Source organism: Amycolatopsis orientalis DSM 43388 (assembly GCF_000411975.1).
In the GTDB taxonomy this organism is placed as follows: Bacteria; Actinomycetota; Actinomycetes; order Mycobacteriales; family Pseudonocardiaceae; genus Amycolatopsis; species Amycolatopsis orientalis_D.
Map to the genome: position 1 here is coordinate 72,148 of NZ_ASXG01000145.1, position 15,431 is coordinate 87,578.

Consider the following 15,431-nt stretch of genomic DNA (forward strand, 5'->3'; position numbering starts at 1 on the left):
CTGGGCACATGTCCGTTCGCGCCCCGTTGAAGCCCGGTGTCCAGACCCCGCGCCGTGCCGTCCCCGCCGACATCGCCCGCCCCGAGTACGTGGACCGGCCGGCGCCGAAACGGGACACCGGCAACGGAGTGCGCACGCCCGAGGTCATCGAGGCGATGCGGGTCGCGTCGAAGATCGCCGCGCAGGCGCTCGAAGAGGGCGGCAAGGCGGTCAAGCCGGGCGCGACCACCGACGACATCGACAAGGTCGTGCACGAGTTCCTGCTCGACCACCACGCGTACCCGTCGACGCTCGGCTACCGCGGCTACCCGAAGTCGTGCTGCACCTCGCTGAACGAGGTGATCTGCCACGGCATCCCGGACTCGACCGTGATCGAGGACGGCGACATCTGCAACATCGACGTGACGGCCTACATCGGCGGCGTGCACGGCGACACCAACGCGACCTTCCTCGCCGGCGACGTCTCCGAGGAGGTGCGGCTCCTGGTCGAGCGCACCCGCGAGGCGACCGCGCGCGCGATCAAGGCGGTCCGCCCGGGCCGTCAGCTCAACGTGATCGGCCGCGTGATCGAGGCGTACGCGAAACGGTTCGGCTACGGCGTGGTCCGCGACTTCACCGGCCACGGCGTCGGCCCGGCCTTCCACACGGCGCCGACGGTGCTGCACTACGAGGAGCCCTCGGTGCAGACGCTGATCGAAGAGGGCATGACCTTCACCATCGAGCCGATGATCACGCTGGGAACCATCGAGTACGACCTGTGGGACGACGACTGGACGGTTACCACGAAGGACAAGAAGTGGACCGCCCAGTTCGAACACACCCTGGTGGTGACCGCTGACGGCGCGGAGATCCTGACCCTTCCGTAAGGCTTCGTCGTGAGTGCGTAGGCCGGTTAGAACCGGCCTACGCACTCACAAGGACTGACCGGCCACCGCAGCAGCCTTTGCCCGCCTTCCGCCGCTTCGCTGTGCCGCTACGCGTCGCAGTGGCGCCCGTGCCGCACCAAGGCAGCGCGCCTGTTGTTGTGAGTGTTTATGCCGGTTAGAACCGGCGTACGCACTCACAACTCCTCGGCCCGCGCGATCAGCTCGTCGAGGAACCCGGCCGCTTCGGCGGCGGAACGGTCGGCGTCGCGGGCTTCGATCGCGTCGACCAGTTCCCGGTGCCGGATCATCTCCGCGTGCTCCGGATTGTCCGAAGTGGACGCCACGCTCGCGGTGATGGCCTCCATCAGCCCGCGGTACAGCTCCAGCAGCAGGCCGTTGTGCCCGCACCGGACCACGACCAGGTGGAATTCCGCGTCGCTGCGGGCGAAATCGTCGAGGCGGCCCTCGTCCCAGTCGGTGTCGCGCCGGTTGAGCAGCACGCGCAGCTCGGCCAGGTCCTCCTCGGTGCGCGCGGTGGCGGCCAGCCGGGCGCCTTCGACCTCCAGCAGCCGCCGTACGTGCAGCACCTCGCGCAGTTCCGTCCCGCACAGGCGGCGGATCGCGCCGGATACCTCGCTGGTCGCGCGCACGTACGTGCCGTCGCCCTGGCGGACTTCCAGGATCCCGGTGTGCGCCAGCGCCCGCACTGCCTCGCGGACCGTGTTGCGCCCGACGCCCAGCTGCGCGGACAGCTCCGGCTCGGTCGGGATCCGGTGCCCGATCGGCCATTCTCCGGCGGTGACCGCCTCGCGCAGCTGGTCGATGACCTGGTCGACGAGTCCGGCGCGGCGGGTGGTGGCCAACGGCACAGCCCGATCCCTTCATCCAATCATCCTACGTATGCGATAGTAGCGCACATGTCCGCCGATTCCCGAGACTCCGCTGCCGTGTCCACCGCCACCTATTCCGACCGGCTCGAGCTCGAGCTGGAAGGCAGCATCGAGGAAGAGGCGCCCGGCCGCCGTCCGGGCGTGGTGGCCGGCGGCGTGCTGCTGGCGATCGCGGTGGTGCTGACGGCGATGAACCTGCGGCCGGCGATCACCAGCGTCGGCCCGCTGCTCGCGGAAATGCGCGGCACCCTCGGCGCGTCCGCGGTGTGGGCGAGCATCCTCACGACCCTGCCCGGGCTCTGCTTCGCCGGGGCCGGCTTGGCCGCGCCGGTGCTGTCGCGCCGCCTCGGCATCGGCCCGGCGATCGGCCTCGCGCTCACGGTGCTGACCGCGGGCCTGGTGGTGCGGGTGCTCGACGGACCGTACGTCGTGCTCGGCGGCACACTCGTGGCCACCGCCGGGATCGCGCTGGTCAACGTGCTGATCCCGGTGGTCATCAAGGATTCCTTCCCGGCTCGCGTCGGGCTCATGACCGGCGTCTACACCGCGGCACTGCAGGGCGGTGGCGCGGCGGGTTCCGCGCTGAGCCCGCCCCTGGAGTCGGCCCTCGGCGGCTGGCGGGCCGCGCTCGGTTCGTGGGGCGTGCTGTCGGCGATCGCGCTAGTCGCGTGGCTGCTCGCCTCGCGCGGCACCGGCCGCCCGCCGCGTCCGGCCGCGGGTTCCGCTCCCGCCCGGTCGCTCATGCGCAGCCCGCTGGCATGGATCGTCACGATCTTCTTCGGCCTGCAGTCGTTCATCGCCTACGTCGTGATGGGCTGGCTGCCGCAGGTGTTCATCGACGCGGGCGTCAGCAAGGCCGACGCGGGCCTGCTGCTCGGCCTGATCTCGGTGATCGCGGTGCCGATCAGCCTGGTGATCCCGCCGATCGCGGCGCGGCAGAAGAGCCAGAGCCCGTGGATCGTCGGCATGGGCGTCTTCGGTGCGGCCGGCATGCTCGGCCTGGTCATCGCGCCCGGGTTCTCGCCGCTGCTGTGGAGCATCCTGCTCGGCATCGGGATGAGCGTCTTCTCGCTGGCCTTGACGGTGATCGCGCTGCGCGCCCGCACCGGGGCCGAAACCGCGCGGTTGTCGGGGATGGCGCAGGGCTTCGGGTACCTGCTGGCGGCGGTGGGGCCGTTCGTGTTCGGCTTGCTGCACGACGCGACGGGCAGCTGGACGGTGTCGTTGATCGTGCTGCTGGCGGTGATGGTGACGCAGATGGTCTTCGGCGCGCTGTCCGGGCGGCGGCGCTTCGTCTGACCTGGGGAGAGCGGGCGGCCGGTGTTCCACGCCGGTCGCCCGTTTTGCGTTTCCGGGTGTGGTCTGCGGCACCTAAGGTTTTACACTTTTGCGTCTAAGTGTTAAAAATGTAGCCATGCCGAAGGTCTCCTCCGCTCAGCTCGTTCTCGACGCCGCCTACCGTTGCTTCTGCCGCAACAGCTATCGCCGCACCACGATTTCCGACATCGTCGAAGAGGCGCAGATGTCGCGTCCGACGGTCTACAAGTACGTCGGGAGCAAGGAAGACGCGATAGTCAAGATCGTCGAGGCCCTTCTGGAGCGGGCCGCGACGTCGGCACGGGCGGCGGCGGACGCCGCGAGCACCCCGGGGGAGAAGGTCCTCGCCGTGCTCACGGTGAAGCTCGAAGTCGCGATCCGGCTTTGGCAGGACAGTCCGGCGCACGCACAGGAGCTGCTGTCGGCCGCCACCGCTCAAGCGCCCGGCCTGATCGGCTCCTACACCGACGGCCTGGCCGAACTCCTGGTCTCGGCCCTGGCGGAGGTGGTGCCGGACACCGCGCGGCAGGTCGCCGCCGTCCTGCTCACCTTCACCCGCGGTCTGGAGGACGACCTGCGCGACGTCGACGCTGTTCGCGCCGAACTCGCGGCCGGCGTCCAGTTGATCACCCGCGGAGCGCTCACCGGCTCCGCGTCTTCTCCGGTCTGACCCCAGCGGGGCGGACCCTGCCGAAAGGAACTCCCGTGCACACTGCCCCCGTTTACTACCGCGACCAGCAAGCATGGCGCGATCTCCAGCAGTTCCTTCCCGAACGGCTGCGGCTGACCGACACGACCGCACCCGAGGAGGACTTCTGGGACTGGCGCGGCCACCGCGTCCACCTCGACCGCTACCGCAACCCCGACGCGAAGGCCAAGGTCGTCCTCCATCACGGAGTCGGCACCAACGGCCGCCAGATGTCGCTCATCCTCGGCGCCCCGCTCGCCAAGCGCGGCTTCGAGACCGTCGCCCTCGACAACCTCGGCTACGGCCTCACCCAGGTGAAACCCGGCACCACGCCGTCCTATGAGGATTGGGTCGATCTCGTCGTCGACTTCCTCGCCTACGAGCAGTCCCGCGACGACCGTCCGATCGTCCTTTATGGACTGAGCGCGGGCGGCATGCTCACCTACCACGTCGCGGCCAAGGCTCCTCGCGGCACCCTGCGCGGCATCGTCGGCATGACCTTCCTCGACCAGCGCGACCAGCGGGTCCGCGACGAAACCTCCCACGACAAGCTCACCGCACGCGCGGGCGTCCCGCTGATGGGCTTGCTGGCGAAGACGCCGGCCGCCTCCGCGAAGTACCCGATGAGCCTTGCGTCCAAGATGTCCGCGCTCGCCAACGATCCGGCCGCGATGAAGGTCTTGATGAAGGACCGCACCTCGGCCGCCAACTGGGTCAGCGTCCGCTTCCTCGACAGCTACGCCAATTACGCGCCCGCGGTCGAACCGCCGGACTTCGACGCCTGCCCGGTGCTGCTCACCCAGCCCGCCGAGGACCGCTGGACGCCTCATCACCTGAGCGTGCCCGTGCTCTCCCGCATCACCAAGGTCCCGGTGGACACCGTCCTGCTCGAGAACGCCGGGCATTACCCGCTCGAAGATCCCGGTCTCCAGCAGATGGAAGACGCCATCGCCGATTTCGTCGCCCGGACCACCGCCTGACCCGGCCCGCACCGTCTCCGGCGGGTCTGCCCATTGTGGACACTCTCGCCGGATCTCGTCAGCTGCCCGCCAGCGCCGTTTCTTCCCGCAGCGGTCCGGGAAGCTGCCCGGTCCGCCGCACGTCGTCGAGCGCGGCCACCGCTGCGGCAAGGCATTCCGCGGTCCACTCGGCCGGCTTCGCCCGAAGCTCTTCCAGCAGCGCTTGCGTCGCGGCCGTGGTCCCGAGTTCGGCCCGGCGCACGGCGAACACCAGCTCGAGCTCGGTGACGTCGCTCCAGCGAGCGGCCAAATCTTCCGCCGGCACAACGGTTTCCCCGGCGATCATGTCGGTCATGTCAGTCCCCGCACCTCCGCGGGGAACAGTAACAACGCGACGTCCATGTTACCCGATTCGGGAGTCGCCACCGGGCGCGAGCAACTCTCGGTATCCCCGGAGTCAGTCGAGCGGGAGATTCAGCAGCGCGTTCTCCACCAGTTCCGGCATCGCCGGGTGGATCCAGTACTGTCCGCGCGCCATCGACCGCGCGTCGAGGCCGAAGCTCATCGCCTGGATCAGCGGCTGGATCACCGTCGACGCCTGCGGCCCGATGATGTGCGCGCCCAGCAGCTGCCCGGTCGCCGGGTCGGCGAGCAGCTTCGCGAAACCGGTGGTGTCCTCCATCGCCCAGCCGTAGGCGATGCCCGCGTAGTCCTGCTTCGAGACCACAAAGGACAGTCCGCGCTCGGTCGCCTGCGCCTCGGTCAGCCCGACCGAGGCCACCTGCGGCGAGGTGAACACCGCGTGCGGCACGAACCGGTGGTCGGCCTTGATCCGGTCGTCCGGGTGCAGCAGATTGTGCTGCACCACCCGGGCTTCGTGGTTCGCGACGTGCTTCAGCTCCAGCGGCGACGAGATGTCCCCGAGCGCGTAGATGCCTTCGACGGACGTCTCCTGGTAGTCGTCCACCACGACGTGCCCCCGCTCGGTCGTGGCGACGCCGGTGGCGCCCACGTCGAGCAGGTCCGAGTTCGGCTTGCGGCCGGTGGCGACCAGGATCAGGTCGGCCTCGACCGTCTCCGCGCCCTGCGGGCCTTCGAGGTCCAGCGCGACCCCGCCGTCCGTGCGGCGCGCGCGAACCGTCTTGCGGTCCAGCCGGACGTCGAACCGCTGCGAAGCCAGTTCGGTGAACCGGGCGCTGACGTCCGCGTCCTCTTGCCGCAGCAGCGCGCCGGAGCGGTTCACCATCGTGACGCCGACCCCGAAGGATGCGAAGACGTGCGCGAACTCCGCCGCGATGTACCCGCCGCCGAGGATGACGATCCGCTCCGGCAGGTCGTCGAGCCGCATGATCGTGTCGGAGGTGTAGTAGCCGGTCTCGGCCAGGCCCGGTACGTCCGGGATCACCGGGCGCCCGCCCGCGGCGAGCACGAACTTCTCGGCGGTGACGACCTCGTCCGGACGGCCGTCGGCGAAGCTGACCCGCAGCTCCTTCATGCCGGTGAACCGGCCTTCGCCGCAGTAGACGTCGACGTTGCGGTTGTCCTCGTGGTGCTCGCGGTACTCCGCGCCGCCCTCGGCGATCGGGTCGATCCGGCCGAAGATCCGGTCGCGGATGTCCGGCCAGCGCACCGCGGTGAGCTGCTCGTCCACGCCGAGGCGGGAGCTGCCCGCGGGCGTCGCGGCGACGTCGGCGGCGTAGACGAACATCTTCGTCGGGATGCAGCCGACGTTCAGGCAGGTGCCGCCGAACACGCCCTTCTCGACGATGGCCGTCCGGAGGTCGGCGAACTCCGGTCCGAGGATCGAGTTGCCCGATCCGGTCCCGATGATCACCAGGTCGTAGTGCGGCACGGCGGTCCTTCCCGAAGCGGTTTGCTGCCAGCCTAGTCAACCCGGCGCCCCGTCCGGGTGTTCCCGGATCACTCGCCGGTGGCGGTGAAATGCATCCGGTCGACCGGCGACTTCCACGTCCCGCCCCACTGCCAGCCCACTTCGGCGAACGCGCGCACCACCGGGCCGCCGGCGGTGACCATCCCGGGCCGCACGTTCGCGCGGTCGACGTAGGCGGACGCCAGCTCCGGGACCACGAGATCGTCCTTGGTGTAGGGGTTGCAGAACGGATTGACGTCCACCGCGAGCCCGTACGCATGCGCGGACCAGCTCTTCTGCCCACGCGTCGGACGGCAGACGAACGCGCTGGTGTTGTTGCCGTCGCCGGTCGGCGGGGCGTCGAGTTCGGCGGCGGAGGTGATGCGCATTTCCTCGATCGGGAACCGCTGGGCGAACAGCTCGCCGAACGCCTTGACGACCGCTGGGGCGGCGTCCTCGCGGACCAGCAGCTCGCCGGTGTGCGCGCGATGATCGAAGCCCCAGAAGGAAAGCGTGACGTAACGAAGGTCTGCCGAGGACACCGGACAGGCGGGCTGCCAGGTGCTGCGCTTGAGCACGGCGTCGGGGACGTCGGCGATCTTCGCGGTGTAGGCCGGGCTGGCCGGCGGTGGAAGGAAGTCCGGCGTCGGCAGCGAGCGGTTCACCAGTTCGGGTGGGGTCGGCTGGATCTGGCCGAAGCCGTCCGGACGCAGCGGCAGCGGATGAGCACCCACCTGCCAGGTGACGGCGGGCGCGCTCGTCGCTGTCCGAGTTGCCGGAAGTGTCGGACTGGCCGGCACCGAAGGCGCGTGCAACAGGCTCGGCGGCGGTGCCGCCGGGGCGCTGGGGGCACATCCGGCCAGCGCAAAGGCGATCATCGCGCTGGTCGTCGCGGCTGCTTTCCGTCGCATGACTCCAGCTAAGCGGATGCGCCCGGGGCGGCGAGAGTCCACCCGTTCCAGTGACACCGTTTTGGGCTTGGCCCGTTTAGGGTAATCGCGGCCGTGTGTGCACGCGCCGGAGTCGGCTGATTCCCGAGCGCGTCCAGGCCGTGCCGTCGTAGTGCCGATGAAGGGAAAGCCCATGCCCGCGAAGTTCCGTCGTCCGGTCCTGCTCGCGGCGGGTTCGCTGCTCGCCGCCGCGATCGCGGTCCCGGTCGGTTCGGCCTGGGCGTCGACGCCGTCCGAGCCCGGTTCGCACGCGCAGCCGCGGATCGTCGGCGGCAGCGAGGCTTCGCTGGCCGACCACCCGTACGCCGTGTACCTCACCGACCAGAGCGGCTCGCAGTTCTGCGGCGCGGTGATCGTGAGCCCGTCCGCGGTGGCGACCGCCGCGCACTGCGCGAAAGCCGTGCCGAAGTCGTCGGTCCGCGTGGTCGCCGGCCGGCAGGACAAGCGGGACAGCGACGGCGTGGAACTCGGCGTCTCGCGGGTCTGGGTGAACCCGGACTACAGCGACCCCACGAAGGGCGACGACATCGCGGTCCTCACCGTGCGCGGGCGGCTGCCCTACCGCGCGGCGAAGCTCGCGGACAAGAACGACCAGTCGCTGTACGCGGAAGGCACGCAGGCGACCGTGCTCGGCTGGGGACGGCTCTCCGAAGGCGGCGAGCGGTCGGACGTGCTGCGCAGCGCCCAGGTGCCGCTGGTCAGCGACTCCACCTGCAAATCGGCGTACGACACCTACGACCCGGCGAGCATGGTGTGCGCCGGCTACCCGCAGGGCGGCCAGGACGCCTGCCAGGGAGACTCCGGCGGCCCGCTCGTCGAGGGCGACACGCTCGTCGGCATCGTCTCCTTCGGCGACGGCTGCGGGAAACCGGGCAAGCCCGGGGTGTACACGCGGGTTTCGCAGTTCTCCGACGACATCGCCGCGCAATCCCAGGCGCGGCTGCTCGGCTGAGCTGTGTTAAGCAAGGCGGCGTGACGACTCTGCACCGCGCCGCCGGGCCCGAACTCGCCGCCGCCGACCTGTACGAGATCCTCCGGCTGCGGTCGGACGTGTTCGTGGTGGAACAAGACTGCGTGTACGCCGACATCGACGGGCTCGACCTGCTTCCGGAGACGGAGCATTTCTGGCTCACTTCCGGCGCCGACGTCGTCGCGTGCTTGCGTGTCCTCGCCGAGCCGGGCGGCGGCAGGCGGATCGGCCGGGTCGTGACGGCGAAATCGGCGCGCGGGCAGGGGTTGGCGGCGCAGCTGATGGCCGCGGCGCTCGACGGAGCGTCGGGGGAGTTCGTGCTGGACGCGCAGACTTATGCGCAGCAGCTTTACGCGCGGTTCGGGTTCGTCGCCGAGGGCGAGGAGTTCCTGGAGGACGGAATCCCGCACATCACCATGCGCCGCCCGGCTTAGCCGCGGGGCGCGGTCGCCGCGATCACCTTCACCGCGCGGTCGACGTCCGCCTCGGACAGATCCGCGCGGGCGGTGAGGCGCAGCCGGGAAACCCCGTCCGGCACGGCGGGCGGCCGGAAGCAGCCGACCTGGATTCCTTGCTCCGCACAGGCTTCCGCCCACGCGGTGGCCGCCTGTGGCGACGGCGTCCGCACCGCGACCACGGCGGCTTCGGGGAGATCGACCGGCAGACCGGCGTTCTTCAGTCCCATTGCCAGGTTTCCGGCGTTCTCGATGACCTTCGCCGGCAGTTCCGGTTCCGACTTGAGCACCTGCAACGCAGTCAGCGCGGCAGCGGCGCTGGCCGGGGCGAGGGCGGTGTCGAAGAGGAAGCTGCGCGCGGTGTCGACGAGATGCCGGATCACGCGACGCGGGCCGACTACCGCGCCGCCTTGCGCGCCAAGGGCATGGGAGAGCGTGAGCGTGGTGACGACGTCCGGCGCGGACGACAGACCAGCGGCGTGCACCGCGCCTCGACCGCCTTCGCCGAGCACACCGAAGCCATGCGCGTCGTTGACGACCAGCGCGGCACTGTGCGTACGGCAGATCTCGGCGAGTTCGCCGAGCGGCGCGAGTTCGCCGTCGGACGAGAACACCGAATCGGTAACCACGATCGCCCGCGGTTTGCGACGGGTGGCCAGCGCGTGCTTGATCGCCGACGGAGTCGAATGCTCGACTGCGGCGATGTCCGCCCGGGAGAGCCGGCAGGCTTCGACCAGGGACGGGTGGACGTACTTGTCGGTGACGATCGCCGATTCGGCTCCGGACAGGGCCGTCACCGCGCCGAGGTTGGCGGTGAATTCGGAGGAGAACACCAGCGCTGCTTGGGTTCCGCAGAACCGGGCGAGCTCGTGTTCGAGTTCCGCGTGGAGTTCGGTGGACCCGGTGAGCAGCCGCGATCCGGTGGCCCCGGCCCCCCACCGCAACGCGGCCGCGGCGGCTGCCCCGGCGACGCGCTTGTCGCGGGCGAGGCCGAGGTAGTCGTTGCCCGCGAGGTCGAGCAGGGAGTGCTGCGCGGGACGCGGATTCATCCGGCGCGAGAGACCCGCTTCCGCCCGCCGCTGGCCTTCGGTTTCCAGCCAGTCGAAGACGTTCTCAGGCGGCAGCGGCGGAGTGTCAGTCACCCAGGCAGTGTCGCATCCGGCCGGGTGGCGCGTTTGCCGCCCCCGCCTCGGGAAGCGCGGGAAGCGGGACGGGGCAACGGAAACCAGCTGGGTTCGGCCTGGCTGGTGGGCTTTTGCCGGGTGAGGGATTGCCGGGTTGGCAGCGGGCGGGGTCTGTTGCTGGGCGATGGTCGCTGCGGGTGCCTCGCGGTGAGACAAGTCGTTGACGGCGGTTGCTACGTCGGGAGGCTTGTGGGGCGCGGGTCGGTGGCACGCGGGATCTCCGCCGGGCGGGTCATGCCCGGGCGGTGTTGGCAACGGCCGGGACTTCTGGTCGGCGCGGGTCGCTGTGGCGGGCCGTGGCTGTGGCGTGGGTGGCGGTGGGCAGGACCTCTGCTCAGCGACGACCGCTGCTGCACGGTGGGCGACACGTGACTGCGGGTTGGCGGCAAGCCGGGGACTCGCCGCCGGTGGGCGAGGTGTGGGTTGCTGGCGAGGTCGGGTCTCGCGGCTGCGGTGGACGGGTTGGCGGCTGGTGCGGGCTCGCGCCAATCCGGGGACTCGCCGCTGCGGTGGGCGGGACGGCTCAGCAGGCGAAACGTCCCGCAAACGGAGAACGGCCCCGCCGAAGCGGGGCCGTTCTTCAGAAAATCACTCAGGCGTCGTGTCCGCGGCGCGGGCCACGGCTCGGGCGCTGCGGTCGACCGGAGCTGCCACCGCCGAAGCGCGACTGCTGACGGCTGCGGCTGTAACCGCCACCGCCGCGGTTGTCGCGGGCGTACCCGCCTTCGCGACCGCCGTCACGCGAGTAGCCGCCTTCGCGGGCGTACCCGCCTTCGCGACCGCCGTCACGCGAGTAGCCGCCTTCGCGGGCGTACCCGCCTTCGCGCGAGCCACGGCCCTCGTAGGAGCCCCGGTTGTAGCCGCCGTCGCGGGGACCGCGGTCCTCACGCGAGCCGTAGCCGCCACGGTCCTCGCGGGAGCCGTAGCCGCCGCGACCGCCTTCGCGCGAACCGCGGTAGCCGCCGCCTTCGCGGGGGCCGCGGAAGCCGCCGCGGTCGCCGCCGAAGCCTCGGCCGCCGGAGCGGCGCGGGGATTCCCGGCGGCGCTCCACGACCGGCTCGCCGCTCGGTTCGCGGGCGCCGGTGATGCGGGACAGTTCCTCGTCCTCGGTCCGGATCATCGTGGTCTCGGCGCGCACGCCGGCCCGGTCGGTCATCCGGCGGACGGTGCGCCGCTGGTCGTGCGTCACCAGGGTGACGACGATGCCGGACGCGCCCGCCCGGGCGGTGCGGCCCGCGCGGTGCAGGTAGTCCTTGTGGTCCGCGGCCGGGTCGACGTGCAGCACCAGGGAGATGTCGTCGACGTGGATGCCGCGCGCGGCGACGTCGGTGGCCACCAGGACCGCCGCGTGGCCTTCCTTGAAGTCGGCGAGGACGCGGTTGCGCTGGCCCTGGGTCTTGCCGCCGTGCAGCGCCACCGCGTGCACGCCGCGCTCGCGCAGCCGCTCGGTGAGCCGGTCCACGTGGTGCTTGGTGCGCACGAACATGATCGTGCGGCCCTCGCGGGCACCGATCCGGGTGACGATCTCCTGCTTGTCGGAGTGCGACACCTGGAACAGGTGGTGGTCCATGGTGGTGACGCTCGCGGTCGACGGCGCGACCGAGTGCGTGACCGGGTCGGCCAGGTACTGCCGGACCAGCTTGTCGACGTCGCCGTCGAGCGTCGCGGAGAACAGCAGCCGCTGCCCGCCGGGCGGGGTGAGGTCCATGATCTCGCGGACCTGCGGCATGAAGCCCATGTCGGCCATCTGGTCGGCCTCGTCGAGCGCGATGAAGTTGCAGTCGCCGAGCGAGGCGGTGCCCTGGCGGACGTGGTCCGACAGCCGGCCCGGGGTGGCGATCAGCAGGTCGACGCCGCGGGCGAGCGATTCCGCCTGGCGGCCGAACGACATGCCGCCGACCGCGGTGCGGCACCACAGGCCGAGGGACTTGGCGAGCGGGGTCAGCGAGTCGGCCACCTGCATGGCCAGCTCGCGGGTCGGCACCAGCACGAGCGCGCGGGGGCGCTTCGGGCGGGCCTTGCCGCCGTCGAGCCGGGCCAGGATGGCCAGGCCGAAGGCCAGCGTCTTGCCGGAGCCGGTCTGGGCGCGGCCCAGCACGTCGCGGCCGGCCAGCGCGTCCGGGATGGTCGCGGACTGGATCGGGAACGGCGCGTCGATGCCCGCCTCGGAGAGCGCCCGCAGCAGCGGCTCGGGCAGGCCCAGCTGGGCGAAGGTCTTCACGGCGGGGGTTTCCACCGTGTCGTCGTGGAGAATGTCTCCACCGGCCGGCCGGTGCCGCGGCTTGCGCTCGGGGCGGCCCGCGCGGGAGCGGGCGGACTGGCCGGAGTCGTACGTGATGGTCACAAATGCCTCTCGGACGTGGCACGTCGCAAGGAGGCCCGGGCTGCCCGCGCGCAGGCAGGGCAAGATGGTGTGGCGATGGGCGTTCACAGGGACGGACCCGGTGCGCCGAGCCATGGCGTGGCACACCGACGGAAATTGCTTCGGATGGCCGCGAGTCCTTCTGCGGACTGTGGAGGCGACGGACACCAACTCATCCACGCCGCCGTTGCGGTCTTGACACACTCTACCTGAGAGAGCGCGGTTGCCCCGCACCCAGGTGCGCGGTTGTGGGCGGGGTCGCAGGTGTGTCCTGGCGCACACCCGCGGCCCCGCCCGCGCGCTCAGCCGAGTCCGGCCGCGTTTTCCAGTTCCCGCACCAGGTCATCGGTGTCGGCGACCTGTTCGGACAGTCCGCGGCCGCGGAACCAGCCGGCGAGGTTCGCGACGTCGCGGGCCAGGAATTCCCGGCCGCGCGGGTTCGCGATCACGTCGACCGCCTGGGGCAGGTCGATCACCATCAGGTGGCCTTCGTGCACCAGGAGGTTGTATGCGGACAGGTCGCCGTGCGCGAGCCCTTGCCCGGCCAGGAGGTGCAGCGCCGACACGGCCTGTTCCCACAGGTCGGCCAGCTCGTCCGGTTCGGGCCGCAGCTGGGCCAGCCGCGGCGCGGCGGTGCCGTCGGGCTCGCCGAGGAACTCCAGCAGGATCTCGGTGCCGTGCCGCTGCACCGGATACGGCACCGGCGCGCCGATCGTCCACAAGCGACTGAGGACGGCGAACTCCGCCACCGCCCACTGTTCGGCGATCAGGTTGCGGCCGAACGAGGTGCGCCCGGCCATCGCGCGCATCTCGCGGGACCGGCGCATCCGCCTGCCCTCGAGGTAGCCCGCGTCGCGGTGGAACAGTTTGTGCTCGTCTGAGCGGTATCGCTTGGCCGCCAGCAGAACTCCGTCCTCTCCGGGAAGGTTGCGGCGCAGCAGGTGCACGTCCGCTTCCTTGCCGGTCTTGAGCACGCCTAGGTCGGTGTCGACCGCGGCGAGTTCGGTGACCACCCAGTCCGGCCGCGGATGCGGACCCTGGTCGGCGTCGTCCCAGGTGGTCCAGCGGTCGGCGCCGTCGGGCAGTTCGGTTTCGGTGTAGGCGTCTTCGCGAAGCTGGGCGAGCCGGACGCGCTCGGCCTCGGTGAGCCGACCCCGGCGTGCCGGGGCGGGCTGGTCGTCGTAACGGGGGCGACGGCGCATCCGGCGAACGGAGTAGTCGGAGGCGTCGGAAAATTCGTCGAAATCGTGCTCGCGCACTGGTGGGTTCTCCTAGATCAGGGTGCCCACCGGGCGAGCGCGTGCTCTAGCCGAGGCGGGCGGGCGGAAGAGGGCAGGACAGCGCCCGGACAAACTCCACGACGCACCTCCTTTGCTTCCGGCAGCCGGCGGCCTCTCGCCGGACGTTGACGACCTTGCCGTCCGTCTCGGACTCGCGCAACTGATTTATTTCGCCCCTGCCCGGCGCGGTGGCGGGGAGCTGGGTTGTGGCCAGGCGGTTCGGGCTGGACGGTCTCGAGGGCCTGGCTGCACACGGTGGCGTCCGCCCTGGCCTTCACGCGCAGCCGCGGAGATGGGGGCGGTATGTGGGCAGGGGCGGGGAGTTGGCTCGCGCTTGCCCCAGGGCGTGCGCGTTCGGGTATGCGATGGAAGCGGTTTCCGGGGACGCGCCGCTGGTCGCCGCGTTGCTGGCGGCGGCTTACCGGACCGTGGCGGTGGAGACGATCCGGCCGCGGCTGGAGGGGGAGGACATGGCTGAGCTGGCGGTTTCGCACCGGGAACGGCTGGCTCGGGCGTTCGACGCGGTGGACCGCCTGGTCGGCGGGTGAGGCGGCGCCGGAGTTCCAGCGCCGCCTCGGGGCGAGTCAGCGGTTCACGAACGCGAGGTGCGCCGCGTCGTAACGCTCGCCCGCGAAGTTCTCCGGAGCGGCGACGTCCTCGATCGCGGCGAGATCGTCGGTGGTGAGGGTTATGGTCAAGGCCGCGAGGTTTTCCTCCAGATACCGCTTTCGGCGCGTGCCGGGGATCGGCACCACGTCCTCGCCGCGCGCCTGCACCCACGCCAGCGCCAGCTGTCCGGTCGTGACCTCCTTGGCGGCGGCCAGTTCCTCGAGTTTCGCCACGATCGCGAGGTTCCGGTCGAGGTTGCCGTCGGCGAACCGGGGCTGGTAGCGCCGCACGTCGTTGTCCGCCATCGTTTCGGTGGAGCGGTAGCGGCCGGTCAGGAAGCCGCGGCCGAGCGGGGAGAACGGGACGATGCCGATGCCGAGTTCGCGGCAGGTCGGCGCGATCTCCGCTTCGAGGTCGCGGGTCCACAGCGACCGTTCGCTCTGCAGCGCCGCGATCGGATGCACCGCGTGCGCGCGCCGGATGGTCCGCGCACTCGCCTCGGAAAGCCCGAGGTGCCGGACTTTTCCGGCCCGCACCAGCTCCGCCATCGCGCCGACGGTTTCCTCGATCGGAACGTCCGGGTCGACCCGGTGAAGGTAGTACAGGTCGATGTGGTCGATGCCGAGCCGCCGCAGCGAGGCGTCGCAGGCTTCGCGCACGTAGGCGGCGTCGCCCCGGACCCGGGTCGGTTCGCCGAGCCGGTTCGCGATGCCGAATTTCGTCGCCAGCACGACCTCGTCGCGGCGGCCGGCGATCGCGCGGCCGATCAGTTCCTCGTTGTGCCCGGAGCCGTAGAAGTCGGACGTGTCCAGGAGGCTCGCCCCGAGGTCGAGGGCGTGGTGCAGGGTTTCGATCGACTGCGCGTCGTCGGTCGCGCCGTAGCCGTGGCTCATTCCCATGCAGCCCAAGCCCTGTGCGGAAACCGTCAGCTCGCCGAGGTTCCGGGTCGGGACGTCGGTCATGGTCGCTCCCTAAGGTTGAGGTTGTTCGGGGCAAAAGCCCTGGATGCCCAGGACGATGGGGTGTGGCTG

The 15,431-nt window shown here is 70.9% G+C and carries 15 protein-coding genes; 7 read left to right on the top strand and 8 right to left on the bottom strand.

Annotation, left to right across the window (positions count from 1 at the left end):
- The first annotated feature begins 8 nt into the window (after nucleotides 1-8).
- A complete protein-coding gene (map, locus tag L942_RS29300) occupies nucleotides 9-866 on the top strand; it encodes a type I methionyl aminopeptidase (protein ID WP_037366779.1) in 858 nt (285 codons plus the stop codon).
- A 194-nt stretch (nucleotides 867-1,060) separates the two neighbouring features.
- On the opposite strand, the gene L942_RS29305 is transcribed toward map, so the two are convergent.
- Entirely contained in the window at nucleotides 1,061-1,735 is a 675-nt protein-coding gene (locus L942_RS29305) for a FadR/GntR family transcriptional regulator (RefSeq protein WP_037366782.1), read from the bottom strand.
- 48 nt (nucleotides 1,736-1,783) lie between these two features.
- Between L942_RS29305 and L942_RS29310 the strand changes: the two genes are divergently transcribed.
- The 3 genes from L942_RS29310 (at nucleotide 1,784) to L942_RS29320 (ending at nucleotide 4,741) form a co-directional block, all read left to right on the top strand.
- Entirely contained in the window at nucleotides 1,784-3,055 is a 1,272-nt protein-coding gene (locus L942_RS29310) for a CynX/NimT family MFS transporter (protein WP_051166330.1), read from the top strand.
- Between the two features lie 115 nt (nucleotides 3,056-3,170).
- A complete protein-coding gene (locus L942_RS42235) occupies nucleotides 3,171-3,743 on the top strand; it encodes a TetR/AcrR family transcriptional regulator (protein ID WP_051166331.1) in 573 nt (190 codons plus the stop codon).
- Nucleotides 3,744-3,778: 35 nt separating this feature from the next.
- A complete protein-coding gene (locus L942_RS29320) occupies nucleotides 3,779-4,741 on the top strand; it encodes an alpha/beta hydrolase (protein WP_037366787.1) in 963 nt (320 codons plus the stop codon).
- A gap of 58 nt (nucleotides 4,742-4,799) precedes the next feature.
- Here the strand turns inward: L942_RS29320 and L942_RS29325 are convergent, their stop codons facing one another.
- From L942_RS29325 to L942_RS29335, 3 genes are all read right to left on the bottom strand, one after another.
- Nucleotides 4,800-5,075, bottom strand: a complete 276-nt coding sequence (locus L942_RS29325; RefSeq protein ID WP_037366789.1) for a hypothetical protein — start codon at nucleotides 5,073-5,075, stop codon at nucleotides 4,800-4,802.
- Nucleotides 5,076-5,177: 102 nt separating this feature from the next.
- Complete coding sequence (locus tag L942_RS29330; protein WP_037366791.1) at nucleotides 5,178-6,572, bottom strand: mycothione reductase; 1,395 nt, start codon at nucleotides 6,570-6,572, stop codon at nucleotides 5,178-5,180.
- A gap of 68 nt (nucleotides 6,573-6,640) precedes the next feature.
- Nucleotides 6,641-7,501, bottom strand: a complete 861-nt coding sequence (locus tag L942_RS29335) for a M15 family metallopeptidase (RefSeq protein WP_106965077.1) — start codon at nucleotides 7,499-7,501, stop codon at nucleotides 6,641-6,643.
- Between the two features lie 172 nt (nucleotides 7,502-7,673).
- Between L942_RS29335 and L942_RS29340 the strand changes: the two genes are divergently transcribed.
- Together L942_RS29340 and L942_RS29345 are read left to right on the top strand one after the other, a co-directional pair.
- The gene (locus L942_RS29340; RefSeq protein ID WP_037366796.1) at nucleotides 7,674-8,492 is read left to right on the top strand and encodes a S1 family peptidase; all 819 of its coding nucleotides are present in this window, start codon (nucleotides 7,674-7,676) and stop codon (nucleotides 8,490-8,492) included.
- Nucleotides 8,493-8,512: 20 nt separating this feature from the next.
- Complete coding sequence (locus L942_RS29345) at nucleotides 8,513-8,944, top strand: GNAT family N-acetyltransferase (protein WP_037366798.1); 432 nt, start codon at nucleotides 8,513-8,515, stop codon at nucleotides 8,942-8,944.
- On the opposite strand, the gene L942_RS29350 is transcribed toward L942_RS29345, so the two are convergent.
- The 3 genes from L942_RS29350 to L942_RS29360 form a co-directional block, all read right to left on the bottom strand.
- Nucleotides 8,941-10,107 carry an 8-amino-7-oxononanoate synthase gene (locus L942_RS29350; RefSeq protein ID WP_037366800.1) on the bottom strand — a complete coding sequence of 389 codons (1,167 nt, stop codon included), beginning with the start codon at nucleotides 10,105-10,107 and terminating at the stop codon, nucleotides 8,941-8,943. The genes L942_RS29345 and L942_RS29350 overlap by 4 nt on opposite strands.
- 634 nt (nucleotides 10,108-10,741) lie before the next feature.
- Entirely contained in the window at nucleotides 10,742-12,493 is a 1,752-nt protein-coding gene (locus tag L942_RS29355) for a DEAD/DEAH box helicase (RefSeq protein WP_037366802.1), read from the bottom strand.
- A gap of 320 nt (nucleotides 12,494-12,813) precedes the next feature.
- Nucleotides 12,814-13,770: a serine protein kinase RIO gene (locus tag L942_RS29360; protein ID WP_037366803.1), complete on the bottom strand. Its 957-nt coding sequence runs from the start codon at nucleotides 13,768-13,770 to the stop codon at nucleotides 12,814-12,816.
- Between the two features lie 386 nt (nucleotides 13,771-14,156).
- Between L942_RS29360 and L942_RS29365 the strand changes: the two genes are divergently transcribed.
- Nucleotides 14,157-14,339 carry a hypothetical protein gene (locus tag L942_RS29365; protein ID WP_037366805.1) on the top strand — a complete coding sequence of 61 codons (183 nt, stop codon included), beginning with the start codon at nucleotides 14,157-14,159 and terminating at the stop codon, nucleotides 14,337-14,339.
- 36 nt (nucleotides 14,340-14,375) lie between these two features.
- On the opposite strand, the gene L942_RS29370 is transcribed toward L942_RS29365, so the two are convergent.
- Nucleotides 14,376-15,362: an aldo/keto reductase gene (locus L942_RS29370; protein WP_037366807.1), complete on the bottom strand. Its 987-nt coding sequence runs from the start codon at nucleotides 15,360-15,362 to the stop codon at nucleotides 14,376-14,378.
- Nucleotides 15,363-15,431: the final 69 nt, after the last annotated feature.